This is a genomic window from Stenotrophomonas sp. GD03819, from assembly GCF_029841665.1.
In the GTDB taxonomy this organism is placed as follows: domain Bacteria; phylum Pseudomonadota; class Gammaproteobacteria; order Xanthomonadales; family Xanthomonadaceae; genus Stenotrophomonas; species Stenotrophomonas geniculata.
In genome coordinates, this window is sequence record NZ_JAOCEW010000012.1 from 49,376 (window position 1) to 74,076 (window position 24,701).

At 64.7% G+C, this 24,701-nt stretch carries 19 protein-coding genes; 8 read left to right on the forward strand and 11 right to left on the reverse strand.

The window, feature by feature from the left end:
* Nucleotides 1-90: 90 nt before the first annotated feature.
* The 8 genes from N5D45_RS09075 to dnaA form a co-directional block, all read right to left on the reverse strand.
* Nucleotides 91-648 (reverse strand): energy transducer TonB, encoded by a 558-nt coding sequence (locus tag N5D45_RS09075; protein WP_026346893.1) that lies wholly within the window; start codon nucleotides 646-648, stop codon nucleotides 91-93.
* 254 nt (nucleotides 649-902) lie between these two features.
* The gene (locus tag N5D45_RS09080; protein WP_010487420.1) at nucleotides 903-2,090 is read right to left on the reverse strand and encodes a tetratricopeptide repeat protein; all 1,188 of its coding nucleotides are present in this window, start codon (nucleotides 2,088-2,090) and stop codon (nucleotides 903-905) included.
* A gap of 132 nt (nucleotides 2,091-2,222) precedes the next feature.
* On the reverse strand, nucleotides 2,223-3,029 hold the full coding sequence (locus tag N5D45_RS09085) for a M48 family metallopeptidase (protein WP_010487422.1): 807 nt from the start codon (nucleotides 3,027-3,029) through the stop codon (nucleotides 2,223-2,225).
* A 71-nt stretch (nucleotides 3,030-3,100) separates the two neighbouring features.
* A complete protein-coding gene (locus N5D45_RS09090) occupies nucleotides 3,101-3,946 on the reverse strand; it encodes a CPBP family intramembrane glutamic endopeptidase (protein WP_010487423.1) in 846 nt (281 codons plus the stop codon).
* Nucleotides 3,947-4,013: 67 nt separating this feature from the next.
* Nucleotides 4,014-6,473: a DNA topoisomerase (ATP-hydrolyzing) subunit B gene (gene gyrB, locus N5D45_RS09095; protein WP_010487426.1), complete on the reverse strand. Its 2,460-nt coding sequence runs from the start codon at nucleotides 6,471-6,473 to the stop codon at nucleotides 4,014-4,016.
* Between the two features lie 112 nt (nucleotides 6,474-6,585).
* Nucleotides 6,586-7,680 carry a DNA replication/repair protein RecF gene (gene recF / locus N5D45_RS09100; RefSeq protein ID WP_134959427.1) on the reverse strand — a complete coding sequence of 365 codons (1,095 nt, stop codon included), beginning with the start codon at nucleotides 7,678-7,680 and terminating at the stop codon, nucleotides 6,586-6,588.
* 976 nt (nucleotides 7,681-8,656) lie between these two features.
* Nucleotides 8,657-9,757, reverse strand: coding sequence for a DNA polymerase III subunit beta (gene dnaN / locus N5D45_RS09105; protein ID WP_005411731.1), 1,101 nt, complete (start codon nucleotides 9,755-9,757; stop codon nucleotides 8,657-8,659).
* A 275-nt stretch (nucleotides 9,758-10,032) separates the two neighbouring features.
* Entirely contained in the window at nucleotides 10,033-11,364 is a 1,332-nt protein-coding gene (gene dnaA, locus N5D45_RS09110; protein ID WP_049453872.1) for a chromosomal replication initiator protein DnaA, read from the reverse strand.
* Between the two features lie 255 nt (nucleotides 11,365-11,619).
* Here dnaA and rpmH point away from each other — a divergent pair, with 255 nt between their 5' ends.
* From rpmH to N5D45_RS09140, 6 genes are all read left to right on the forward strand, one after another.
* Nucleotides 11,620-11,760, forward strand: a complete 141-nt coding sequence (gene rpmH, locus N5D45_RS09115) for a 50S ribosomal protein L34 (protein ID WP_005411729.1) — start codon at nucleotides 11,620-11,622, stop codon at nucleotides 11,758-11,760.
* Nucleotides 11,761-11,765: 5 nt separating this feature from the next.
* On the forward strand, nucleotides 11,766-12,260 hold the full coding sequence (gene rnpA / locus N5D45_RS09120; RefSeq protein ID WP_021203275.1) for a ribonuclease P protein component: 495 nt from the start codon (nucleotides 11,766-11,768) through the stop codon (nucleotides 12,258-12,260).
* On the forward strand, nucleotides 12,260-13,975 hold the full coding sequence (gene yidC, locus N5D45_RS09125) for a membrane protein insertase YidC (protein WP_043397705.1): 1,716 nt from the start codon (nucleotides 12,260-12,262) through the stop codon (nucleotides 13,973-13,975). The genes rnpA and yidC overlap by 1 nt, the downstream gene beginning before the upstream one ends.
* A 115-nt stretch (nucleotides 13,976-14,090) precedes the next feature.
* Complete coding sequence (locus tag N5D45_RS09130; RefSeq protein WP_279938794.1) at nucleotides 14,091-16,763, forward strand: polysaccharide deacetylase family protein; 2,673 nt, start codon at nucleotides 14,091-14,093, stop codon at nucleotides 16,761-16,763.
* Between the two features lie 3 nt (nucleotides 16,764-16,766).
* Nucleotides 16,767-18,116, forward strand: coding sequence for a tRNA uridine-5-carboxymethylaminomethyl(34) synthesis GTPase MnmE (mnmE, locus tag N5D45_RS09135; protein WP_049480380.1), 1,350 nt, complete (start codon nucleotides 16,767-16,769; stop codon nucleotides 18,114-18,116).
* Nucleotides 18,117-18,222: 106 nt separating this feature from the next.
* Nucleotides 18,223-18,810 carry a sce7726 family protein gene (locus N5D45_RS09140; RefSeq protein WP_080264262.1) on the forward strand — a complete coding sequence of 196 codons (588 nt, stop codon included), beginning with the start codon at nucleotides 18,223-18,225 and terminating at the stop codon, nucleotides 18,808-18,810.
* On the opposite strand, the gene N5D45_RS09145 is transcribed toward N5D45_RS09140, so the two are convergent.
* Nucleotides 18,758-19,852, reverse strand: a complete 1,095-nt coding sequence (locus N5D45_RS09145; protein ID WP_279938796.1) for a beta family protein — start codon at nucleotides 19,850-19,852, stop codon at nucleotides 18,758-18,760. The two genes, N5D45_RS09140 and N5D45_RS09145, sit on opposite strands and share 53 nt — an antisense overlap.
* A 194-nt stretch (nucleotides 19,853-20,046) precedes the next feature.
* On the opposite strand from N5D45_RS09145, the gene N5D45_RS09150 reads away from it, so the two are divergent.
* Nucleotides 20,047-21,153, forward strand: coding sequence for a glycerophosphodiester phosphodiesterase (locus N5D45_RS09150; RefSeq protein ID WP_057503114.1), 1,107 nt, complete (start codon nucleotides 20,047-20,049; stop codon nucleotides 21,151-21,153).
* Between the two features lie 154 nt (nucleotides 21,154-21,307).
* Here the strand turns inward: N5D45_RS09150 and N5D45_RS09155 are convergent, their stop codons facing one another.
* Together N5D45_RS09155 and N5D45_RS09160 are read right to left on the reverse strand one after the other, a co-directional pair.
* The gene (locus N5D45_RS09155) at nucleotides 21,308-22,078 is read right to left on the reverse strand and encodes a rhomboid family intramembrane serine protease (RefSeq protein WP_279938798.1); all 771 of its coding nucleotides are present in this window, start codon (nucleotides 22,076-22,078) and stop codon (nucleotides 21,308-21,310) included.
* A 106-nt stretch (nucleotides 22,079-22,184) separates the two neighbouring features.
* The gene (locus N5D45_RS09160) at nucleotides 22,185-23,147 is read right to left on the reverse strand and encodes a TerC family protein (RefSeq protein ID WP_010487446.1); all 963 of its coding nucleotides are present in this window, start codon (nucleotides 23,145-23,147) and stop codon (nucleotides 22,185-22,187) included.
* Nucleotides 23,148-23,520: 373 nt separating this feature from the next.
* On the opposite strand from N5D45_RS09160, the gene N5D45_RS09165 reads away from it, so the two are divergent.
* Nucleotides 23,521-24,690, forward strand: coding sequence for a class I SAM-dependent rRNA methyltransferase (locus tag N5D45_RS09165; RefSeq protein WP_043397689.1), 1,170 nt, complete (start codon nucleotides 23,521-23,523; stop codon nucleotides 24,688-24,690).
* The last annotated feature ends 11 nt before the right edge of the window (nucleotides 24,691-24,701 follow it).

The window sequence follows — 24,701 nt, forward strand, 5'->3', positions numbered from 1 at the left end:
GCTTACCTTTGTTGTGTGTGGTGATAAAGGGTGTAGCTAAGCTAAACAATCGAACCGGGAGCGGGGGTGGCCGGCGGCCACCCGGGCGCATCAGTTCAGCGCAAAGTTGACCGGAACGCGAACGCGACCTGCCGTCTTCTTACCGCCTGCTTCAGCGGCGTTGAAGCGCCACTTGCGAGCCGCTTCCATCGCAGCACGGTCCAGGTCGCGGTTACGGCTGGACTTTTCCACCGTGACATTGGTGACGTTGCCGCTGGCATCGACATCAATGATCAGGATCACTTCGCCCTGGATACCCGCGCGGAAGGCTGCCGGCGGGTAGCGCGGCGGATTCATGGCCTTCGACGAGATGTCCACGCTGGCCTCGATCGAGGTCGGCGGTGCCGGCGGCGCCGGAGGCGACGGCGGGGTGACGATGTCGTTCGGGCGCGGTTCCGGCACGTCCACGACCGGCGCCTGCGGCGGCGGCGGGACCGGCGACGGCTTCGGCGGCGACAGATTCTTCACCGGCGGCGGCGGAGTATCGGTCGGCGGCGGCGGCGGCGGCGGCGGGGGCGGCGGCGGCGGGGCGTCGACGATCGTCACCATGACGTTGCGCTCCTTCTCAGCCACGGCCTTGGGAGCCACGGCGGGGATCAGGAGCATCATGAACGCGGCCAGATGCAGGGCAATTACAAACGCGATGCCGACGATGCGAGGCCAGCTCAGCCCCTTGTCATCGGGTTGTTCGTACCGGTGAACGACTAGTTGTTCCGTCATGCGCCAAGAGCTCAATAGTGGGGCCGGGATGCCGGGGGCGGAATCCCTGATCAGCGGTGCATGACACCGCAGGAACCTCCAAGCTTATACCAATCCTGAGCGCCTGCGCATCAACTGTGCAGGCATTCAGGCGTTATTCCTACTTACTTCAGGTTGATGATTTTTTTGGCATCAGCCTGGTTCTTCACACCCTTCGCCAGCGCCTGCTGGGCGGCCTGCTTGGCCTCCGGGATGCGACCTTCGGCATGCAGGACGCGTGCCAGGTTCAGGTAGGTCTCACCGTCCTTGGACAGCGGGGCAGCCTTCTGCCACGCATCGATCGCCTGCGGCACCTGGTCGGAGTAGTAGTAGGACTGGGCCAGCGCCAGGTAGACCTGGTAATCCGGCTTCAGGATGCCCTTCTGCAACCCTTCGTTGATGACCGCGATGACGTCCTTTTCCTTGTGTTCGGTGTTGGCATAGATCGAGTACAGCTGCTTGTACTCGCGCTCTTCGGTGAGCTGGCCGCTGCTGCGCAGCTTGTCCATCACCGCGGCAGCCTTTTCCATCTGGTCGGCCTGCATGTACATGCTGGCCAGGTTCAGCTGGGCCTTCTTGTCGTTCGGGTTCTTGGCGGCCAGGGCCTCGGCTTCCTTCACCGCTTCGCCGGACTGGCCGGCTTCGGCGAGGGCCGCCATCAGCAGCTGGTTCCAGTTGTCCTTCGGTTCGGTGGCACCGGCGATGGCCTGCTTGAGCACCGGGATCGCTTCCTGGTAGCGCTCCAGCTGGTACAGCGCCTGGCCCTTGGCGATCAGTTCTTCCGGCTTGGTCGACTTGCTCTCGGCGAAGTACTTGTCCAGGGTCGCCAGGCCTTCGGCGGTCTGGTCTTCCTGCAGCTGCAGCTGGCCCAGCATCAGCATCGACTGGAAGTGGCCGTTGTTGTCCAGGCCGTTGAACTGCAGGACCTGCTTCAGGTAGGCAACGGCAGCCGGCGTGTCGTCGGTCTGGTAGGCGGCCTGCGAGGCCAGCTGCGCGGCCAGCGACTTGTCGTACTCGTTCGCGGCGCTGTCAGCGAGGATCGCGTCGGCCTGCGTGCGCGTCTCCGGGAACTTTTCCTTGTTGTAGCTGTCGATCATCTTCTGCAGCTTGCTGCCCAGCTTGGCCGATGCCTTGACGGTCGGCTCCTCGCGGGTCGCGTTCGGGTACAGCGCTTCGGCCTTGGCCTGCTTGCCGCCGCGGTTGCCACGCTCGGAGGAACGCGAGGACTGCGCGAAGGCATCGGTGACCACGGCGCCGGTCAGGGCGGTCGCGACGAGGACGGAAAGCACAGCTTTGTGGTTACGGAAAATCATCGTTCACCTCGATCGAACCGCCGGTTAGCGGCAAAGTCGGACTGTCAGAAAAATCTGAGCCGCCAAACGTATCAGAAACAGATGGCGTGAGAAATCGTTTTATGTGCTGCAATACAGCATAGAAATGCGCACTCATCCGCACTTTGGCCGCAGCCCGGCCGCCTGCGCCTGCTGATAGACCGGCGTCAGAGCCGGTGCATCGCGTCGCAGTTCCTGGATCCGGTTGGCTGGGTCGGGGTGGGTGGACAGCCATTGTGGGCTGCGACCGCCACTGGCAGCCATCATGTTCTGCCACAGGTCGACCGCCTGCGCCGGGTTGAAGCCGGCCTGGGCCATCAATCGCTGGCCGATCACGTCGGCCTCGCTTTCCTGGGTGCGTGAACCGGGCAGCAGGAAGGCGGTCTGCGCGCCCATGCCACCAAGCTGGTTGACGGTGCTGGCAGCGCCTTCGCCGTAGGCCGCGCCGGCCAGCGCACCGAGCACGGCCAGCCCGGTCTGCGCGCCCATCTGCCGGGTGATGCGCTCCTCGTGGTGGCGGGCGATGACGTGGCCGATTTCATGGCCGATTACGGCAGCCAGCTGATCCTGGTTCTTGGCGACGGTGAAGATGCCAGTGTTCACGCCGACCTTGCCGCCGGGCAGGGCGAAGGCGTTGGGCTCCTTGTCGACGAACACCGCCGTCTCCCACCGTACGCCACGGTATTGAGGCGGCAACTGCGCGACCAGGGCATTGACCACGCACTGCACGTAACCGTTCTGGCGGCCATCGGTGCTGATCTTTTCCTTCTGCTTGGTTTCGGCGAACGCCTGAGCGCCGAGCTGATCCAGCTGCGCCTGCGACACCCCGCCCACCATCTGCCGGCGGCCGGTAGGGGAGGTCGTGGTCGCGCAGGCGCTGACCAGGGTGGTGATGACAAGGGCCAGCAGCAGTTGTTTCATGGATCCCCCCCCGTGTTCATATGCGCAGTGTGTAGCGTAGCGGCTTAATCTTTCGTCAAGCGGACACGGCGTTACGTTGCCCCGAAGAACACAAGTGCGGCAAGCGCCACACCGTTGTTCAGCGCGTGCGCGGCGATCGCGGCCCAGAGCGTACCGGTGCGCTGGTATAACCAGCAGAACGCAGCACCCATGCCGCCATAGACCAGCCACAGCTGCGCGATCTCGGCCGGGCCGTTGGCGCTGGTGCCAGGGATTTCATGGATGAGGGCAAAAGCAAGGCTGCTCAGTACCACGCCCAGCCACGGACGCCCGGCCTTCCACAGGCGGCCAAACAGCACGCGGCGGAACAGCAGCTCCTCGTAGGCCGGTGCCAGTACCACCGCGAACAGCACCAGGAACAAGGGGAAGCGCGCGATCGCGCTCTGCATCAGCGCCAGGTTGGTGGGAACCGGCTCGATACCGAACTGCTTGGCCAGGAAGGCGATGCCATTGCTGCCGAGCACGATCAGGGTCGCCACCAGCAGGGTCCAGCCCCAGGTGGAGGGACGGCGCAGCGCCTGGCGCGACGCGTGGCGCTCGGCCGTGTTGGCCGGACGTCGCCAGAAGTACAGCAGCAGCGCGGCGCCGCCGGTGGCAAACAGCGCCATGAGAATCTGCGCAAGCGCGCCGGGCTGGCCCAGTGACGCCGCTACCGAACTGGCCTCGGGTGCGCCAGCGCCGGCCTGTGCGTTCGCGTAACCGACCACCACGCCACGGTACAGGCCCCACAGCAGGCCGCTGATCAGGCTCAGGCCGAACAGAGTGACGGCGGCGATACCCAGGTCGATGAAGAACCCCGCCAACGGCGAAACGGCACGCGGCGCGGCAGAAGCCGGCGGAACCGGGGGCGGAGCGGAAACCGGGGCGGATGCGGACATCAGGTACCTGTGTTCAAGAGTCGAAGGCCGGCGCGCCTCCCCGCGCACCGGCCGTGTCCCGATTGTGTCAGATATCCAGGTTTGCGACCTTCAGCGCGTTGTCTTCGATGAAGTCGCGACGCGGTTCGACGACATCGCCCATCAGCGTGCTGAAGATCTGGTCAGCAGCGACAGCGTCTTCGATGCGCACCTGCAGCAGTCGACGGGTTTCCGGATTCACCGTGGTGTCCCACAGCTGCTCCGGATTCATTTCACCCAGGCCCTTGAATCGCTGGATCTGGCGGCCGCGCTTGGCCTCCTCGAGCAGCCAGTTCTGTGCCTTGGCAAAGCTGTCGACTTCGATCGACTTGGCACCGCGGGAAATGGTCGCGCCTTCGCGGACCAGACCGTGCAGCAGCTTCGATGCCTGGTGGATTGCGCGCAGTTCGCCGCTTTCGAAGGCCGACATCGGCAGCACCTGGATGTGCTGTTCACCCATGTGGCGACGGGTCACCAGCACAGCGGCCGGGCGCTCGTCGTTGGCTTCCTGCAGTTCCAGCGTGAAGCGCGGGCTGCCCAGGCTGCCCTGGTTGAGGCGCTTGGCCAGTGCATCCAGGCCCTCGCCTTCACCGGCAGCGCGCAGGCTTTCCAGGTCCATCGGTACGAAATCGACCAGCGCTTCAAGCAGGTTGCGGTCGTAGCGATGTGCGTTGCGCTCGATCGAATCCAGCGCGGCCGCGTAGGCCAGCAGCAGCTTCTCCAGCGCAAGGCCTTCGATGCCGGGCTCGCCGGTGGCCGGCACCAGTGCAGCGTTTTCCACTGCGCTGCTGGCCAGGTAGCTGTCCAGCGCCGGGTCGTCCTTCAGGTACAGCTCCTGCTTGCCCTGCTTGATCTTGTACAGCGGCGGCAGGCCGATGTAGACGTAACCGCGCTCGATCAGCTCCGGCATCTGACGGTAGAAGAACGTCAGCAGCAGGGTGCGGATGTGGGCGCCGTCGACGTCGGCGTCGGTCATGATGATGATCTTGTGGTACCGCAGCTTGTCCGGGTTGTACTCGTCACGGCCGATGCCGGTGCCCAGCGCGGTGATCAGCGTACCGACCTGGTCGGAGGACAGCATGCGGTCGAAGCGCGCGCGTTCCACGTTGAGGATCTTGCCGCGCAGCGGCAGCACCGCCTGGTTCTTGCGGTTGCGGCCCTGCTTGGCCGAGCCACCTGCCGAGTCACCCTCGACGATGAACAGTTCGGACAGTGCCGGATCCTTTTCCTGGCAGTCGGCCAGCTTGCCCGGCAGGCCAGCGATATCCAGCGCACCCTTGCGGCGGGTCAGGTCGCGGGCCTTGCGCGCAGCTTCACGTGCACGGGCGGCATCGACGATCTTGCCGGCGATCGCCTTGGCTTCGTTCGGGTTTTCCTGCAGGAACTCTTCCAGGCGCGCACCGAAGGCATTTTCCACCGCCGGACGCACGTCGGAGCTGACCAGCTTTTCCTTGGTCTGGCTGGAGAAGCTCGGGTCCGGCACCTTCACCGACAGCACCGCGATCATGCCTTCGCGCATGTCGTCGCCGGTCAGGTTGATCTTGGCCTGCTTGGCGATGCCGTTCTGCTCGATGTAGTTGTTGAGCACCCGGGTCAACGCACCGCGGAAACCGGCCAGGTGGGTACCGCCGTCCTTCTGCGGAATGTTGTTGGTGAAGCAGTACATCGTCTCCTGATAGGAGTCGGTCCACTGCAGCGCCACGTCCACCACGATGCCGTTGTGCTCGCCGGTGACCGAGATGACGTTCGGGTGCAGCGGAGTCTTCAGCTGGGCCAGATGCTCCACGAAGCTGCGGATGCCGCCCTCGTAGTGGAAATCATCGCGACGGCCATCACCACGCTCGTCGGCAAGGACGATCTTGACGCCGGAGTTCAGGAACGATAGCTCGCGCAGGCGGCGGGCCAGGATGTCGTAGTGGAACTCCACGTTGTCGTGGAAGGCGACGGTGGACGGCCAGAAACGCACGGTGGTGCCACGCTTGGTGGTGGCTTCCAGCTTGGCCAGCGCGGTCACGGCTGCGCCGTTGCTGAATTCCTGCTGGTAATGGGAGCCGTTCTGGAACACGTCCACCAGCAGCTTCTGCGACAGCGCGTTGACCACGCTGACGCCGACGCCGTGCAGGCCGCCCGAAACCTTGTAGCTGTTGTCGTCGAACTTGCCGCCCGCGTGCAGGACGGTCATGACCACTTCGGCCGCAGACACTTCGCGGCCGAGCTTGGCGCTCATCTGCTCGTGCTTGCCGGTCGGAATGCCGCGGCCGTTGTCGGACACCGAGACCGAGCCGTCGGCGTGGATCGTCACTGCAACATGGTCGGCGTGGCCGGCCAGCGCTTCGTCGATCGAGTTGTCGACGACCTCGAACACCATGTGGTGCAGACCGGTACCGTCATGCACGTCGCCGATGTACATGCCTGGACGCTTGCGGACAGCCTCCAGGCCTTCCAGGGCGGTAATGCTGTTGGCGTCGTAATTGCCGTTGTTTGCCGGGGTGTTCTGTTCGTCGCTCATTGCGCTTGCCGTAGGCTCCGCAGGTCGGCCACCGCTTGGGGCGATGCGCCGAGAATGAAAGGATTCCAACCCGAATTATACCAGCCGGGGTCGAGCGGCCCTGGTGTGCCCACTATGGCACAGCCACGATCTGTGCATGTTCCACGTGGAACCGGGCGATGTGGGTCAGTTCCTGCAGCGCCGCCGGGGTTTCGGTGGCGGTGATGAAGATCTGTGCCGGGCCATTGAGCAGGCGCTCCAATACCCGCGCCTGGTGGGTGCGATCCAGTTCCGAAGCCAGATCATCCAGCGCGATCACCGGCCATTCGCCGCGCTGTTCCGCATAGTCCTCGGCCTGTGCCAGCAGGCACGCCAATGCCGTCAGCTTGGCCTGGCCGCGGGACAGTGCATCACGCCCCGGAATGCTGTGGAAATCCACACTCCAGTCCGCCCGGTGCGGGCCGACCGAGGTATACCCGGCCTGCCGGTCACGTTCCCGGGCCAGAAGCAAGGCATCGGCCAATGGGAGCTCATGCCGCCGCCATCCAGGACTCAGGTCCAGTCCGTGGATGCCCAGTTGCGGCGCCAGGCTGGCGGCCAAAGCCACAGTGCGCTGCTGCAGACGCTCCAGGTAGTGCTGGCGGCGGCTGGTCAGCGGTTCTCCGGCCTCGGCCAGCTCGTGATCCCAGGTATCGAGCATCCGCGACGGCCCGCCCTGCTTGAGCAGGGCGTTGCGCTGCTTCAGCGCCCGGGAGTAGCGGCGCCACAAGGACAGAAAATCCGGTTCCACGTGGAACAAGCCCCAATCGAGGAAGCGGCGGCGGGGTTCGCCACCACCACTGACCAGTGCATGGCTCCCGGGCTCGAACGTCACCACGGCCAGTGCTGCGCAGAGATTACCCAGCTGCGCGACATCTTCGCCGTCCAATCGCCCCTTCCAGTCCTGGCCACTGTGGCGCAGCCCGGCTTTTCGGCGGTGCGGCGGCTGATTGGCACGCTGTTCGTCCCATTCCACGAAGATTTCCAGCGCTTCCTGGCCCTGACGCACCAGACCGTCGCGCACTCGACCACGGAAGCTGCGCCCATAGGCCATCAGGTGCAGGGCTTCGAGCACGCTGGTCTTGCCGGCACCGTTGTCGCCGGTCAGCAGGTTCAATCCTGGCTGGGGCGACAGGTCCACCGCACTGAAGCGACGCAGTTGATGCAAGGCGAGGCGGCGGATCTGCATGGGGCGCGAAAGACCATCCGCACGAGGCGGTAGAGGGGCAGGGAATCCATCAGCTTACTGCATCGGTCAAGCCGGGCGCGCTGGCAGGCCGGTCGAGCCGAAGGTGCAGCTTCTGCACCCATCGATGGACGCGTTCCACGTGGAATGCGGGTGACGCGCCCGTTCCGGGCAGGAACGGCCCGAAATTTCTTCAAATCTGCGCGGGGTTCCAGAGTCCAGGCCCTCAGATTTCGCCGATTTCATGAGCACTGCAGGGCCATCGCGGGACACCTCGCGGGTGGTTCCGACGGATGACCCCGCCGATTCCTTCAAATCTGCGATCCGATGCCTTGGAGGGTTCCACAGATTTCAAGAAATCCAGGACGCTAGTTCCACACTGTCCACAGGAGGCATGTATGACTTATACACAAGGTATGGGCAATCTGTGGATAAAAAAGCCCTTTTGCTCAGCGCTGAAAACTATCCACAGGTTCCCCCCCAGGCCGAGGGCCCTCTATACAGGGGGTTTCAGGCTCATAAATCCCTTTAAAAACAAACAGATAATACATTTCTCCACGAAATCTGGCTCTACCATCACCACCATGCTTTAGATTTATACCCAGATTTAGAAGCTAGGATTGCCCAAGTGTGCCCCCGAGCCGGCCAGTGGACAGTGCCGTTTGCAGAAGCGAAGGACCTCCTCCCGGGGAAGATGATCTGCTGCTTCCACCATTGAAGATCAGGACAACGAAGTGGGACATGCGAAGCGCTCGCTGCCAGAACCCAGATCGCATGGAGCCCGACGAGCACTGCAAGACGAATTCCCAACGTCCTGGATTCCGAGTTGCTTCGAGCAAGCGAGATCGAGTTGGTGTGGGGATGAGCAGGGCACGTCCAGGATTTCTACGATCCGTTTCGACAATGCTCCACGTGGAACATAAAAAAACGCCCGGGAGGTCCCGGGCGCTTCTGGGTTCCACGTGAAACAGCGTTTCCGTCAGAGACGCAGCGGCATCACCACGTGGCGCGACTTCTCGCTGCTGGATTCACGCACCAGCGCCGAGGAGTTGGAGTCGCGTAGCTGGATGATCACTTCCTCGTCGCGCAGGGCGGAGAGGGCATCCAACAGGTAGTTCACGTTGAAGCCGATGGCCAGATCGCTGACCGTGGTGTCGGCCTCGATCTCTTCCTGAGCTTCTTCCTGTTCCGGGTTGTGCGCGCTGATCTTCAGGTTGCCCGGCGAGACTTCCACGCGAATGCCGCGGTACTTCTCGTTGGACAGGATCGCGGCGCGCTGCAGCGAGGCACGCAGTGCTTCACGATCCACCTTCACTTCACGGTCGGCACCGATCGGGATCACCGCTTCGTAGTCCGGGAAACGGCCATCGATCAGCTTCGAAGTGAAGGTGACATCGTCGCGCTTGACGCGGACGTGGCTGCGGCCGACTTCCAGCTCGATCTCGCGATCGCCGCTTTCCAGCAGGCGCTGCAGCTCGGTCACGCCCTTGCGCGGCACGATGATCTGGCGCTTCGAACCGCTGGGCTTGGCCAGGTCGGTTTCGCAAAGGGCCAGACGGTGGCCGTCGGTGGCAACGGTGCGCAGTGCATCGCCACGCAGGTCGAACAGCAGACCGTTGAGGTAGTAGCGCACGTCCTGCTGGGCCATCGCGAACGCGGTGCGCTCGATCAGCTCCTTCAGGGTCGCTTCGCCGATGGCCACGCGCTCGGTGGCTTCCACTTCGTCCACCGACGGGAAGTCATTGGACGGCAGGGTGGCCAGGGTGAAGCGGCTGCGACCGGCCTGCACGGTGATCTTGTCACCGGTCTGCGAGACGGTAATCCGGCTGCCGTCGGGCAGGGCGCGGATGATCTCGAACAGCTTGCGGGCGGGAATGGTGGTTTCGCCGTCCTGGGCGTCTTCAACCGCGATCCGCGACACCATCTCCACTTCCAGGTCGGTACCGGTCAGCGACAGCTGGCCGTTCTGCACCTGGACCAGGAAATTGGCCAGAACCGGAAGGGTCTGGCGGCGTTCGACCACGTTGACGACCTGTGCCAACGGCTTGAGAAAGGCTTCGCGCTGCAGTGTGAAACGCATGTGGTTCCGTGCCCCTATGCTTTAAAAAATGTGGAATAAATCAAAAGCTTGGTGGTGCTGGTAGAGACAGAATCGCTGGAAAACAACGCTAAGTCTTTGTAAATAAAAGAATTTCAGACCTCGAAACCCTCTGTATTACCGACCCCAAAGGGGTGGGGAAAGTTGTGGATAAATTCGGAGCGATTTCAAACGCCATTTTTATCCACAACGTGTCCCGCGCTTGCTACCGGATTCTGCACCGTTTTGTGCGATGACGCCTCATCGGCATCCGTGCATCATTCGCTCAGCTTCCGGATCAGCTTGTCCCAGTCCTCGCGGAGCTTGCCGTCGGTTTCCATCAGGGTCCGGATCTGGCGGCAGGCATGCAGCACCGTGGTGTGATCGCGACCGGCAAAGGCGTCGCCGATCTCGGGCAGGCTGTGCTCGGTCAGTTCCTTGGTCAGGGCCATGGCGACCTGGCGCGGACGTGCCAGCGAACGGGTCCGACGCTTCGACAGCAGATCCTTGATCTGCAGCCCGTAGTAGTCGGCCACGGTTTTCTGGATGTTGGGAATGCTGATCGCCTGCTGCTGGGCGCGCAGCAGGTCGCGCAGGGTTTCCTGGGCGAATTCGGTGGTGATCGCGCGGCCGGTGAAATTGGCGCGGGCGGTCAGGGTATTCAGCGCACCCTCGAGGTCGCGCACGTTGGAGCGCATCTTCTTGGCGATCAGGAACGCAACATCATCGGGAATCTCGGCACCGCGTTCGCGTGCCTTGGCCAGCACGATCGCGGCGCGGGTCTCGAAGTCCGGCGGTTCGATCGCGACCGACAGGCCCCAGGCAAGCCGCGACTTCAGGCGCGCTTCCAGGCCCTCGACTTCGCGCGGATAGCGGTCACAGGTCAGGATGATCTGCTGCTTGCCATCGAACAACGCGTTGAAGGTGTGGAAGAACTCTTCCTGGGTGCGGTCCTTGCCGGCGAAGAATTGGATGTCATCGATCAGCAGCGCGTCGACCTGCTGGAACTGGCGCTTGAACTGATCCATGGTCTTTTCCTGCAGGGCCCGGATCATCGCGCTGAAGAACTGTTCAGAACGCAGGTACAGCACCTTCGCGCCCGGATTGGCCTGGCGCATGGCGTTGCCGGCAGCGAACATCAGGTGGGTCTTGCCCAGGCCGGTGCCTCCGTACAGCAGCAGCGGATTGTGCGCGCGGTCGCCCGGCTTCTGCGCTGCCTGGAAGGCGGCGGCCAGGCCCAGCTGGTTGCTGCGGCCTTCCACGAAGTTGGCGAACGTGTAGTGATTGTCCAGGTTGCCGGCAAACGGCACCTGCGGTTCGCTGGACACATGCGCCGATGACGCGGAAACCGGCGCGTTCTGCGCCTCCACAGGGCGCGGGCGCGAGCCGATTTCAAGAAAAACGTCGCTGAAGCCGGCGAAATGCGCCAGCAGTTCGCGGATCCGGGCCAGATACAGCTCGCGGACCTGGTCGACGATGAAGGCATTCGGTGCATACAGCACCAGGCTGTCCACGCGCAGATCGGCCTGCAGCGGCTTCAACCAGGTATGAACGTCTTCCGGCGGGAACTCCGCTTCGAGGCGCTCGAGACTACGGGACCAAGCATCCATCAGCAATAATCGTCCGGTGGCCGGGGCATGGACGCGACAAGGCGCCCAAACACAGGCCGGAAAGGGGGGAAATGGATGGCTCAGACTACCACCGAGCGCCCGCCTTCGGAATGCTTGTCCCCTACTTATTCACAAAAACATCCACAGCTATTGCACAGCCCAGTGAATTCGCGTAGCTGCCAGGGGTTGACTTGGGGCGGGGTACCTCTCTAGAATTTCCGGTTCTTTCCGTCCCATTCATACGAGAGGCCCCCAATGGCCACGAAGCGCACCTACCAGCCCAGCAACCTCAAGCGTAAGCGCGACCACGGCTTCCGTGCCCGTATGAAGACCGCTGACGGCCGCAAGATCCTGTCGCGTCGCCGCGCCAAGGGCCGCAAAGTCCTGAGCGCCTGATTGCCATGCCGCACATCGCGGCAGACGCAATCCCTTCGACAGTGAATACTGCAGACCCGCGCAAGCGATTCCCTCGCTCTGCGCGGGTCCGCACGCGTGCCGAATACTCAACGGTCTTCAACGGCGCCCGCCGTGTGTCCGATCCGCTGATGACCCTGCACTGGCTGCCGGCTGACCGGCCGGCCAGGCTGGGTCTGGCGGTTTCCCGCAAGGTTGATCCGAACGCCGTCGGGCGTAACCGGATCAAGCGCGTCCTGCGCGACATCCTGCGTCAGACACGTACCGACATCCAGCCAGGCGACTTCGTCGTCGTGGCTCGTAGTGCTGCGCGTTCCGCCAGCAACGACGAGATCCGCCAGGCCTTCCTGCGCCTGCTGCGTCGCCTGCGTGCATTGCCCACGCCGGGCGTGGACGGCACAATGCCGCCGCCTGATGGCATCGCAACTCCTTCTTTGACCGAGCCGGCATCGCGTCCCGGCCCCGCCGAGCCTGTCCGCTGATGAACCAGACCCGCGTATTCCTCATTTTTGCCTGGCTGATGGTGGCCGTGCTGCTGTGGATGGAGTGGAGCCGTGAAAAGGCTGCTCCGACCCCGGCACCGACGACCACGTCGGCCCCGGCCGCTGCACAGAGCGTTCCGGGCGCAACCCCGGGCGCCATCCCCAGCGCCCAGGTTCCGGGCGCGCCCGGCCAGGCCGCCGTGCAGGCGCAGGCCAGCGCCACCCCGGCCAGCCAGCGCGTGACCGTCACCACCGACGTCCTGCGCCTGGTGCTCGATGGCGGCCGCGTGCTCGACGCCGAGCTGCTGCAGTTCCCGCAGACCAAGGACGAAGGCAGCCCGCCGGTCCGCCTGCTGACCGAAGACCCCGCGCATCCGTACAGCGCGATCAGTGGCTGGGCCAGCGAAGACAAGAACACCCCGGTCCCCGGCGCTGACGGCTTCAAGCTGGTGGGTGACACCAAGGACTTCGTGCTGGCCAAGGGCCAGAACGAGCTGCAGATCCCGTTTGTGTGGACCGCCGACAACGGCGTGACCATCAAGCGCACCCTGACCGTCTCGCGCAACGAGTACGCCGTGCGCTTCAAGGACGAAGTCAGCAACACTGGTGCCGCTCCCTGGAACGGCTACGTCTACCGCACCCTGGACCGCACCCCGACCATCCTGTCGCGGAGCATGACCAACCCGGATTCCTTCAGCTTCAACGGTGCCACCTGGTACGACAACGACAAGAAGTACCAGCGTCGTGCGTTCAAGGACTACCTGGAAGACGGCACGCTGAACCAGAACATCACCGGCGGCTGGCTGGCGATGCTGCAGCACCACTTCTTCACTGCCTGGATCCCGCAGAAGGACCAGACCGCACACTACGTGCTGTCGCAGGTGGCCGGTCGTGACCTGATCGAAGCGCGTGGCCCGGCCTTCACCGTGGCACCGGGCCAGTCCACGAGCACCGAAGCCCGCCTGTGGGTCGGCCCGAAGCTGGTCAACCTGATCGCCAAGGAAGATGTGCCGGGCCTGGACCGCGTGGTCGACTACAGCCGCTTCTCGATGATGGCGGTGATCGGCCAGGGCCTGTTCTGGGTGTTGAACCAGGTGCACAAGCTGGTGGGCAACTGGGGCTGGGCGATCGTCGGCCTGGTGGTGCTGCTGAAGCTGGTGCTGTACCCGCTGTCGGCGACCCAGTACAAGAGCGGTGCGAAGATGCGTCGCTTCCAGCCGCGCATCGCGCAGCTGAAGGAACGCTATGGCGATGATCGCCAGAAGTTCCAGACCGCGATGATGGAGCTGTACAAGAAGGAAAAGATCAATCCGATGGGCGGCTGCCTGCCGATCCTCATCCAGATGCCGATCTTCTTCGCCCTGTACTGGGTGCTGGTGGAATCGGTCGAACTGCGCCAGGCGCCCTGGTTCGGCTGGATCCAGGACCTGACCGCACGCGACCCGTACTTCATCCTGCCGGTGATCAACGTGGCGGTGATGTGGTTCACCCAGAAGCTGACCCCGGCACCGGGCATGGACCCGATGCAGCAGAAGATGATGCAGTTCATGCCGCTGGTGTTCGGCGTCATGATGGCCTTCATGCCGTCCGGCCTGGTCCTGTACTGGGTGGTCAACGGCGGCCTGGGCCTGCTGCAGCAGTGGTGGATGACCAAGCGCCATGGCGGCGAGCCGGTCCCGGCCACCACCGCGCCGGCCCCGGTCAAAAAGAAGTAATCGGTAGAGCCGGCCGCTGGCCGGCTGACCCCAGCAGAAGCCCGCCGCAAGGCGGGCTTTTCGCATCCGGCGTTAGAATCGCCGGCACACCGATCCCGCATCCATCGAGTCCGCCATGCCGCGTGCGTCGTCGTTCCGCCTGTTCCTGCCCTCGCTGTTGTTGACCCTGGTCGTTGCCGGTTGTGGCGACAAGGATGCGAAGGCGCCGGCGACCACCGTCACCCAGCCCAGCGCGCAGGCCGCGGCCGCCGCCGATCCGGCCGCGGCGCCGTTGCTGGCCGCGCTGCAGAAGCAGCTCGATGGCTATCGCCGGATCGTCGTGCTGCTGGCCGATGAGGAACAGCAGTCGGCGGCCGATCGCAGCACCTCCACCCGCATCGGCCAGCAGCTGTTCCACGACGGCCTGGAACAGCGCAGCGCCATCGCCGCGCAGTTCGACACGCTGCTGCGTGGTAGCAGCCCGCAGCGCTTCGCCACCCTCGGCACCGTGCTGGACTACATCGAATCGGCGCCGGAGCTGTTCGACGCCGACCGCTTGGCCTTCCGAGAAGTGCTGCGCGATCTGCATGAGCGCGTCGGCACCGATTCGTCGCTGCCGGCAGTGAAGCTGCACCAGCGCATCGGCGAAGACCTGGAGGCGCTGGACGAGATCGAGCGCAACTACAACCAGGAACTGACCCGCATCTTCAGCCGCTTCGAGCGCACCCGTGCCATCGAACTGAAGCGCGAGAAGTGGGACGACTACATCGCCCACCTGCACAAGCACTACAGCCGCGAAGCGATCCTGCGCGACTACGGCGTGATCGAGCCGTACCCGATGTCGATGAAGGACAGCGAACGCGAGATCTTCGGCCGCGACCTGCCGCCGAAGACGGTTGTGCTGACCTTCGACGATGGCCCGCACAAAGCCTATACCGATGAAGTGGTGGCCATCCTCAAGCGCTACGACGTACCGGCCGTGTTCTTCGAGGTCGGCCGCAACCTCGGCAAGGTCGAGACCGACGGCAAGGTCAGCCTCGGGCCGATGGCGAAGATCAGCCGCAACCTGATGGAAGAGGGCTACGCCGTCGGCAACCACAGCCTGACCCATGCGCAGCTGTCGCGTACCACCGGCGATGCGCTGCGCCAGCAGGTGCTGGACACCGACACGCTGCTGAAGGATGTCGACAGCAAGCGCGCGCCGCTGTTCCGCTTCCCCTATGGCGCGCGTAATGCCGAAGGCCTGCAGCTGCTCAACGAAGCCGGGTTGAAGTCGATCATGTGGAACATCGATTCGATGGACTGGGCCGACCCGGTGCCGGAATCGATCGTGCAGCGCGTGCTCGACCAGGTGAACAAGGAACAGCGCGGCATCATCCTGTTCCATGACATCCACGACCGTGCGGTGAAGGCGTTGCCGCAGATCCTCGACCGGCTGATCGCTGATGGCTACCAGTTCGCCGGGTGGAATGGCCGCGACTTCACCGTCGCCCGCGCGCGCAAGGGTGACACCAGCGCCGCCACCGTCACCACCGGCTACGAGAAGTCGTGGGCGATCGTGGTCGGCATCGACAACTACGCCAAGTGGCCAAAGCTGGAATACGCCAGCCACGATGCGCAGGCGGTGGCCGATACCCTGACCGGGCAGTTCGGCTTCCCGTCTTCGCAGGTGATCGTGCTGAAGAACGAGCAGGCCACGCGCAACAACATCCTGGCCGCCTTCCACGACCGCCTGGCCGATGACCGCACCGGAAAGAACGACCGCGTGTTCGTGTTCTTTGCCGGCCACGGCGCCACCCGCCAGCTCGCCTCCGGGCGTGACCTGGGCTACATCATTCCGGTCGATTCGGACCCGAAGGAGTTCGCCACCGACGCCATCGCAATGACCGACATCCAGAACATTGCCGAGAGCATGCAGGCCAAGCACGTGATGTTCGTGATGGATGCCTGCTACAGCGGCCTGGGCCTGACCCGTGGTGGCCCTTCTTCGTCGTCGTTCCTGCGCGGGAACGCACGTCGCAGCGCACGGCAGATGCTGACCGCCGGCGGCGCCGACCAGCAGGTGGCCGATGCCGGCCCGAACGGCCACTCGGTGTTCACCTGGGTGCTGCTGCAGGCGCTGGCTGGCAAGGGCGATCTCAACGGCGATGGCCTGATCACCGGTACCGAACTGGCCGCCTACGTGGCGCCGGCCGTCTCAGCCGTTTCGCACCAGACCCCGGCCTTCGGCAGCCTGCCGGGTTCGCAGGGCGGCGAGTTCGTGTTCCAGGTGCCCGACAGCCAGGAATTCCTCAACGCCGATACGCGCCAGCTGACCGCCGATGCAATCGCACTGAACAACAAGGTTGAAGCCGCCAGCGAAGCCAAGGGCAGCCAGGCGCCGGTGACGGTGGCCGACCTGCAGGGCGGCAAGGCCAAGCTGGTGGTGCCCACCGCCGGCCCGGCCTCCGACCGCCAGCGCGCGCAGCAGGCCAATGACCGCGGCCTGCAGCTGTACCGCGAGAAGCAGTACGACGAAGCGGTAGCCCAGTTCACCGAGGCACTGAAGCTGCGTCCGGACTTCGCCCAGGCCGCCAACAACCTCGGCTTCGTCTACTACCGCCAGCAGCGCTATGCCGAAGCGGCGCGCTGGCTGGAGAACACCCTGAAGATCGACCCCTCGCGTGCGGTGGCCTATCTCAACCTGGGCGATGCCTACTTCAACGCAGGCGACAAGGCGAAGGCGAAGCAGGCCTACACCACCTACCTGGCGCTGCAGCCGCAGGGCAGTGGTGCCGCGCAGGCACGGGCGCAGCTGGAGAAACTCTGAGCCATGAATGATGCAATCCGCGCCGATACCATCGTGGCCATCGCCAGTGCCCCCGGCGCGGGCGGTGTCGGCCTGCTGCGCCTGTCCGGTCCGCGCGCAGCGGCCATCGCCAACGCGTTGGGTGCGCCTGCACTGCGCCCGCGCCATGCGCACTACGCACGCCTGCGCGACGCCGATGGCGAGGTCATCGACGACGGCATCGTGCTGTGGTTCCCGGCACCGAACAGCTTCACCGGCGAAGAGGTGGTGGAACTGCAGGGCCACGGCAGTCCGGTCCTGCTGCAGCAACTGGTCGCGCGCTGCATCGCGCTCGGTGCGCGCCAGGCGCGGCCGGGCGAGTTCAGCGAACGCGCGTTCCTCAACGGCAAGCTCGACCTGGCCCAGGCCGAAGCCATCGCCGACCTGATCGCGGCCGGCGACAACCGCGCGGCGCGCGCGGCACGTCGCTCGCTGGACGGCGTGTTCTCGCGCCGCATCGACGCCGTGGTCGAACAGCTGGTGTTGCTGCGCATCCATGTGGAAGCGGCCATCGACTTCGCCGACGAACCGCTGGATACCCTCGGTGGCGCGCAGGTGCGGCGTGGCCTGGAACAGGCGCGCAGCGACCTGGCCCTGCTGCGCCGCGACGCCGAACGTGGCCGTCGCCTGCGCGATGGCCTGCATGCCGTGCTGATCGGTCCGCCGAATGCCGGCAAGAGTTCACTGCTCAATGCGCTGGCCGGCAGCGAGCGCGCCATCGTTACCGACATCGCCGGCACCACCCGCGACACCCTGCGCGAGACCATCCGCCTGGATGGCCTGGAGCTGACCCTGGTCGACACCGCCGGCCTGCGCGACGGCGGTGACGCCATCGAACGCGAAGGCATGCGCCGCGCCCATGTGGAGATCGAGCGCACCGACCTGGCCCTGATCGTGCTGGATGCGCGCGATCCGGCGGCGGGTGAAGCCGCGCTGGGCGAGGCCGTGGCAGCGGTGCCGCACAAGGTCTACATCCACAACAAATCGGATCTGCTCGATGTGCTGCCGGCGCTGGACGATCCGGACCGCGTGTTCGTCTCCGCTGCGACCGGTGCCGGCCTGGAGGATCTGCACGCGCGCCTGCGTTCGATCGCATCGGCCGGGGCAGGGGAGCAGGTGGATGGCGAGTTCTCGGCGCGCACGCGGCATGTGGATGCAATCGAGCGTGCGCAGGAACACGTGCAGCGCGCCGATGGCGAGCTGGCGCATGAGCACCTGGAACTGGCTGCTGAGGAACTACGGCTGGCGCATGACGCGCTGGGCGAGATCACCGGGCAGATGAGTGCCGATGACCTGCTTGGAAGGATCTTCTCCAGTTTCTGCATCGGGAAGTAGGGCCGAGGTCAGATTCCCGAAGGGGCTCTGACCGCCTCGCTTACTCATGACTGACGGCTGGGGGTTTCAATCCTGTACGCGACACCTCCTTGATATCATTCCCGCCATGAACCCGATAACCGACAGTGACGTGCGATCAGCTCTGCTGGGCAAGGTCATTGCTGAGCATGTCGCAAATCCGAACACGCTTGTGGTGGAGGAAATGGGGCTTGCGCGCGGCGCCTGCCGGGTCGATGTCTGTGTCATCAATGGCCATCTGCACGGCTACGAGATCAAGAGTGATGTCGACACCCTGCGGAGACTTCCATTGCAGCAGCAGTTCTACTCCGATGTCCTCGACAAGGCGACGATCGTGGTGGGCAAGCGCCATTTGGACCATGCCCTGGATACGTTGCCTGCTTGGTGGGGGGTCAGGCTGGCATCACGTGGAGCGCGCAACGCAGTGAGGCTGGAACTAGTGCGGCCTGCAAAACTCAATCCATCAGTGAGCGCGACGGCCGTCGCAGCACTGCTCTGGCGCGATGAAATTTCTGCTCTGATCGGCAGGCGGACGCCTGAAAAATCAGCGCTGCGCGGCAACCGCGCAGCGCTATGTGAACGTCTGTCGGAGCTCTACAGTCTTGCGGAAATCCGTGCGCTGGTCAGGGAACAGTTGAAGCGCCGGTCAGACTGGCGAGGTCGCGAACAACCTTAGTCATATGGTGGTTGGTCGCCACCGTTGGCCAGGTCGAGCTTCCCCCGGTACTGGTGACACTGTTTGCGCAGTCTTCGATGTACGCATCGCCCCAGCTGTAGCCGCGCCCCATGAAGACCACCGGCAGATCGGAGACCAGGTGCCGGCACAGATCACGGTACTGGTCGCGGCCGTTGCGCTTGATCTGGGTACCTACAACGATCCGCCACTGATCATCGATCGTGTACTTGATCTTGGCGTTGGGGTCGAACAGGCGAGGATCCATCAATTCCGTCTGTGGAGAAGCGCAGCCATAGTCACCAAACCACGGCATTCGTTCAGAGTGCATGCGGGCTAGCCGCGTGTACGCGCGCCATTCCCGGCGGTTCACATCGCCATGTGGGCGATAGCTTGAAGAGGGGCTCAGGCTGGCAGGGAAACTACCCCCCACGAGGGTGATCGATCTCCAGTCGGCCAGATCCGGAACGGCCGCAATCCATGCCTGCCAGGTCGATGCCTGCAGCGTGGGCGAGTCGGCGACATCGGTCGAGCTGTCGAGGATCAGGTCCACCTGACCTGATACCACGCCCAACAGTTTCAGCAACCGTGAGATCCGGGCCAGGCGCCCTCCTTCAAGATCATCCGGCACCAGCCGTAATCCGCAGCCACGATCATCGCGGGCGACAATGCGTGCCACCGCCTGCTGGTAGTCGACATGCCGGTCAATGCCGGTCACGGGAATGGCCTGGCATCCTGCGGTGCGAGTGAGGTCGAAAATCCGCTCCAGATGGTGCTGGCCGTCAGCCATGGTGTCGTCACCGGCAAGATAGGGCGAATCGAACAGGCAGCGCCGCGCCTTCCAGTTACTGCTCAGGCGCCTGCCTACGTTCTTCAGGTGGTCATCGAGTGACTTGGCCGGTGCATCGTTCTCGAAGTCCCACTGCTCGATCGGGATCTCGAACAGGGGATAGATCCCATCCTTGACTCCTTCGCTGGTACGACCCACCGCGAGGTACTCTCCCTGTCGCCATTTGAGAATCGGCATGTACATCGGTTGTTTCATGATCTGCCCCTGACAACTTCGCTGTTGGTCATCCGAGGCTAGTCGCGGGCCGTGCAGCGCTTCAATCAGAATTGTTTGAAGAATGGGGGGAGCGCTCAGGTCGGAGCCCCTGCGGGGATCCGATCCCAGGTCCCCCACCTGTCACATTGCCGCCGCATACTGACGCCCATCACATACCGCTTGGGGAAGTCGCAGTGAAGTCGTGGGGTTGTGCGTTGCTGTTGTCGCTGGCCGTGGCACCATCGGTGGCCATGAGTGCTGAATCCTCCACCCCGGCCGCGCACAAGGTGTCGGTCTACGGCCATCGCGGCGCAAGCGCGCTGTTGCCGGAGCACACCCTGGCGGCCTACGCCCAGGCGATCGCCGATGGCGCCGACTACATCGAACCGGACCTGGTGATGACCAAGGACGGGGTGATGGTGGCCCGCCACGAGAACGAGATCGGTGGCACCACCGACGTCGCCTCGCATCCGGAGTTCGCCAGCCGCCGCACCAGCAAGGTCATCGACGGGCAGAAGGTCGACGGCTGGTTCACCGAAGACTTCACCCTGGCCGAGCTGAAGACCCTGTACGCGCGCGAGCGCCTGCCGGAGCTGCGCAGCACCGCCTACGACGGCCAGTTCCGCATCGCCAGCCTGGACGAGATCCTGGCCTTCCTGGTCCAGCAGGCCGGCCGCGCCAACCGCGGCATCGGCCTGGTGCCGGAGATCAAGCACCCGACCTACTTCCAGTCGATCGGCCTGCCGATGGAAGACAAGCTGCTGGCCGCGCTGCGCGGCAACGCCTATACCAACGTCGGCCCGGTCACCATCCAGTCGTTCGAGACCGCCAACCTGCGTTACCTGCGCGGCAAGATCCCGCGTGGCAGCAACATCCGCCTGCTGCAGCTGCTGTGGAAGGGCGACACCCAGCCGGCCGACATCGCCAAGGCCGGTGGCACGCTGACCTACGCGCAGATGATGACGCCGGCCGGATTGAAGGATATCGCCAGCTACGCCGACAGCATCGGCCCGGAGCTGCGCTCGATCATTCCGCTGGATGACAAGGGCGCACTGGGCACGCCGACCACGCTGGTGCGCGATGCGCATGCGGTGGGCCTGATGGTGATTCCGTACACCTTCCGCCCGGAGAACCACTTCCAGGCCAGCAACCTGCGCAAGGGTGCGGACAACGCGCGCAATGCAGAGGGATCGATCGCCGAAATGCGTGCCTACCTGGCCACCGGCATCGATGCCTTCTTCACCGACGACCCGGCACTGGGCAGGCAGGCGGTGGATGGCACGGGCGCGGCAGGGAACTGAGCGATCAACGCCGCCGGACATGGGCCGGCGCTACCCGGGGTGCCGGTGTGCTCTGGTAGATGCCAACCTTGTTTGGCACACAACAACCGCGCCGACCAAGGTCGGCCACTACTGGGTCATGAGGTTGCCGGCCAGCGGCCGGCACTACCGTCACCTAGCTGCGCGGCTCGTCCGGCCGGCGGAACGGGATCACCACGTAGTCCTGGCCTTCGCGCGGCTGCCACAGCACCGGCACGCGCTGCGGTGACGGCGGCTCCAGCTCGTCGTCGGGCAGCGGTTCGCTGTCTTCTTCCTCGTCTTCCCAGCTGTAGCGCGGGCGCGGCGGCAGCGGGTCGGCGTTGCGGAACAGCAGCGCGGCGATGATGCCGGCGAAGGCGCCGCCCATGTGCGACTGCCAGGACACGCCGTCGGCGTGCGGCAGGATGGTCATCAGCATGCCGCCGTAGAACAGCATGCCGATCAGGCCGGTGGCAATCGCCGCGCGATCGCGGCGCAGCAGGCCCAGGCTGGCCAGCAGGAACATCAGGCCATGGGTCACGCCACTGGCGCCCAGGTGCACGCTGCCCGGATTGCCAAGCATCCACGCGCCGATGCCCGAGCCCAGCCAGAGCAGGGGCAGCGCGCGAACGGTGGCTTTCGGGTAGACGCTGCCGGCCAGCGTGCCGAGGATCAGGATCGCAATGCTGTTGGCGACGATGTGCTCGACCGAGGCATGCAGCATCGGGCCGCCGATCAGGCCAAGCAGGCCCTTGGCTTCCAGCGGCGCGACCGCCCACGGTCGCCAGTCGAACGTGCCCTGCAGCGCGAACACGGCCACCAGCACCAGCACGGCAGCCAGGCTGGCATTGAACGCCCGCAGGATGCGCGAGCGGTCATTGCGGGGGGCCGGCACGTCGCCAGCGGGCAGGGGCGCGTTGTTGTTCATACCTCAGCAATGGCGGTGGTTGGCGCGAAACCAAGGCCACCGCGGCGGGAGAGTGGAAACGGCCGGCGGGACAATCCCACCGGCCGCGCCATCCAGCGGGTCAGGCTCAGGCCTGGCCTTCGCCTTCCTTCGGCGGGTACTTCAGGCTCAGTACCACGGTGGCGGCGATGATCACCGCCACCACGCCCAGCGACACCGGGGTCGGGATCTTGAACAGGTCGATGATCATCATCTTGATGCCGATGAAGCCCAGCACCAGTGCCAGGCCATACGGCAGCAGGTGGAAGCGGTCGGCCATGCCGGCCAGCAGGAAGAACATCGCACGCAGGCCCAGCACCGCGAACACGTTGGAGGTGAGCACGATGAACGGGTCGGTGGTGATCGCGAAGATCGCCGGGATGCTGTCCACCGCGAAGATCACGTCGGTGACCGCGATCAGGATCAGCACCGCGAACAGCGGGGTGAACCAGCGCACGCCATCGCGCTTCACGCTCAGCGCGTTGCCCGCGTAGTCCGGCAGCAGGCGCAGGTGCTTGCGCATCCAGCGCAGGGCCGGGTTGGTCTCCAGGTCCGGCTCCTGGCCGGCGGCGAACCACATCTTCCAGCCGGTGAACAGCAGGAAGGCACCGAACACGTAGAGCAGCCAATGGAACTGACTGATCAGCACGCTGCCGGCGAAGATCATGATCGTACGCAGCACGATCGCACCCAGGATGCCGATGATCAGCACCTTCTGGCGCTGTTCCTCCGGCACCGCGAAGTAGCTCATGATCATCAGGAAGACAAAGATGTTGTCGACCGCCAGCGCCTTCTCGACCAGGTAGCCGGTCAGGAACTCGAGGCCGACCTTGTTGGCCACCACCTGGCCGGCAGTCTCATTCAGGTAGTACCAGAGGCCCGCATTGAACAGCAGGGCCAGCGCGACCCAGCCGATGGACCACCACAGGGCCTCCTTGAAGGTGACCTTGTGCGGTCCACCATGGCGCATCAACACGAGGTCGACCAGCAGTGCGATGACCACCACCGCTGCGAAGCCGCCCCACAACCACACGTTACCGATCGTCTGCATTGGGAATGTCCGTTGGAAAGATGAATGCCAGGCCGGACGGCGAGGATCTGCAACGGAGGATCGGGAGGGGGATCCAGGGACAGAGCTTCGCCAGTACGGCGAAGGTCTCGCTCGCAGTCCCAGTCGGCTGGAACTGCCGTTGCACCGGAGCCTGCGGGCTCGAAATGACGGCGACAACGTCTGGGAGCTACTCCCCTTCTGACGCCGATTCTGCGGCCTGGCCGGGCCGCCGTCAAATGCCCCTGCACTGGGGTCGGATCCCCAACCGGGCTCCGCGCCCCCGCTCTGGTAGACGCCCACCTTGGTTGGGATGCCGGCCCGGGTCAGAGCCGCTGCGGGAATCTGACCCCGGTGCCCGGTTTACAATAGGTGGATGAATACCCCCCTTCCGATTGTCCGCCTCAAGAATGCGTGGCGTTCCAGCCACCCGTGGATCTTCCAGAAACTGGTCGAGAAGCCGACCGTCCGGCCCAAGCCCGGTTCCATCGTCGACGTCGTCGGCATCGATGGTGAGTTCATTGGCCGCGGGTTCTACAACGGGCACTCGCGCATCGCCGTGCGCATCCTCGAAACCGATCAGAACGTGCCGGTGGATGCCGGCTGGTTCTCGCGCAAGATCGCCCAGGCGGTGTCGCTGCGCCGTGAGGTGCTCAAGCTCGATGCGGTCTCCGATGCCTGGCGTGTGGTGCACAGCGAAGGCGACGGCCTGTCCGGCCTGGTGGTCGACCGCTACGGCGACCTGGTGGTGGTCGAGTTCTTCGCCGCCGGCATGTTCCGCCACCGCGAGTGGATCTATGACGCCCTGCGCGAACAGTTCCCGGGTTGCCGCTTCCACAGCTTCGCCGACGAGCACGTGCAGAAGCAGGAAAGCTTCGACTTCCACGGCAACACCACCACCGAAGCGTCGGTGATCACCGAGTACGGCATCAAGTTCCGCGCCGACCCGGCCGGTGCGCACAAGACCGGTTTCTTCGCCGACCAGCGCGAGAACCGTGAGTGGCTGAGCCGGCAGGTGGAAGGCAAGAGCGTGCTCGACCTGTGCTGCAACACCGGCGGTTTTGCCGTGTACGCGGCGGCGCGTGGTGCTTCGGAAGTGGTCGGCATCGACATCGATGAAGACGTCATCCAGATCGCCAAGGGCAATTCGCGCCTGAACAACGTGCGCCCGAAGTTCGTCCAGTCCGACATCTTCCCGTGGCTGCGCGATGCCGCCAACCGCGGCGAGCAGTACGACGTGGTGATCCTGGACCCGGCGAAGATGACCCGCGACCGCGACCAGGTCATCACCGCGCTGAAGAAGTACCTGGACATGAACAAGCTGGCGCTGGGCGTGGTGAAGCCGGGCGGCCTGTTCGCCACGTTCTCGTGCACCGGCCTGGTGGCCGAGGACCAGTTCCTCGACATGCTGCGCCGCGCGGCCTACTTCTCTGGCCGCACGATCCAGATCCTGAAGGTCGCTGGTGCGGGTCCGGACCATCCGTTCATGGCCCACGTGCAGGAATCGCGCTACCTGAAGGCTGTGTTCTGCCGCGTGGTGGATTGACCGCGGGACGC

Coding starts and splice junctions, on each gene's coding strand:
- N5D45_RS09075 (WP_026346893.1), bottom strand. CDS start 648: ATGATGCTCCTGATCCCCGCCGTGGCTCCCAAGGCCGTGGCTGAGAAG.
- N5D45_RS09080 (WP_010487420.1), bottom strand. CDS start 2,090: ATGATTTTCCGTAACCACAAAGCTGTGCTTTCCGTCCTCGTCGCGACC.
- N5D45_RS09085 (WP_010487422.1), bottom strand. CDS start 3,029: ATGAAACAACTGCTGCTGGCCCTTGTCATCACCACCCTGGTCAGCGCC.
- N5D45_RS09090 (WP_010487423.1), bottom strand. CDS start 3,946: ATGTCCGCATCCGCCCCGGTTTCCGCTCCGCCCCCGGTTCCGCCGGCT.
- gyrB (WP_010487426.1), bottom strand. CDS start 6,473: ATGAGCGACGAACAGAACACCCCGGCAAACAACGGCAATTACGACGCC.
- recF (WP_134959427.1), bottom strand. CDS start 7,680: ATGCAGATCCGCCGCCTCGCCTTGCATCAACTGCGTCGCTTCAGTGCG.
- dnaN (WP_005411731.1), bottom strand. CDS start 9,757: ATGCGTTTCACACTGCAGCGCGAAGCCTTTCTCAAGCCGTTGGCACAG.
- dnaA (WP_049453872.1), bottom strand. CDS start 11,364: ATGGATGCTTGGTCCCGTAGTCTCGAGCGCCTCGAAGCGGAGTTCCCG.
- rpmH (WP_005411729.1), top strand. CDS start 11,620: ATGGCCACGAAGCGCACCTACCAGCCCAGCAACCTCAAGCGTAAGCGC.
- rnpA (WP_021203275.1), top strand. CDS start 11,766: ATGCCGCACATCGCGGCAGACGCAATCCCTTCGACAGTGAATACTGCA.
- yidC (WP_043397705.1), top strand. CDS start 12,260: ATGAACCAGACCCGCGTATTCCTCATTTTTGCCTGGCTGATGGTGGCC.
- N5D45_RS09130 (WP_279938794.1), top strand. CDS start 14,091: ATGCCGCGTGCGTCGTCGTTCCGCCTGTTCCTGCCCTCGCTGTTGTTG.
- mnmE (WP_049480380.1), top strand. CDS start 16,767: ATGAATGATGCAATCCGCGCCGATACCATCGTGGCCATCGCCAGTGCC.
- N5D45_RS09140 (WP_080264262.1), top strand. CDS start 18,223: ATGAACCCGATAACCGACAGTGACGTGCGATCAGCTCTGCTGGGCAAG.
- N5D45_RS09145 (WP_279938796.1), bottom strand. CDS start 19,852: ATGAAACAACCGATGTACATGCCGATTCTCAAATGGCGACAGGGAGAG.
- N5D45_RS09155 (WP_279938798.1), bottom strand. CDS start 22,078: ATGAACAACAACGCGCCCCTGCCCGCTGGCGACGTGCCGGCCCCCCGC.
- N5D45_RS09160 (WP_010487446.1), bottom strand. CDS start 23,147: ATGCAGACGATCGGTAACGTGTGGTTGTGGGGCGGCTTCGCAGCGGTG.
- N5D45_RS09165 (WP_043397689.1), top strand. CDS start 23,521: ATGAATACCCCCCTTCCGATTGTCCGCCTCAAGAATGCGTGGCGTTCC.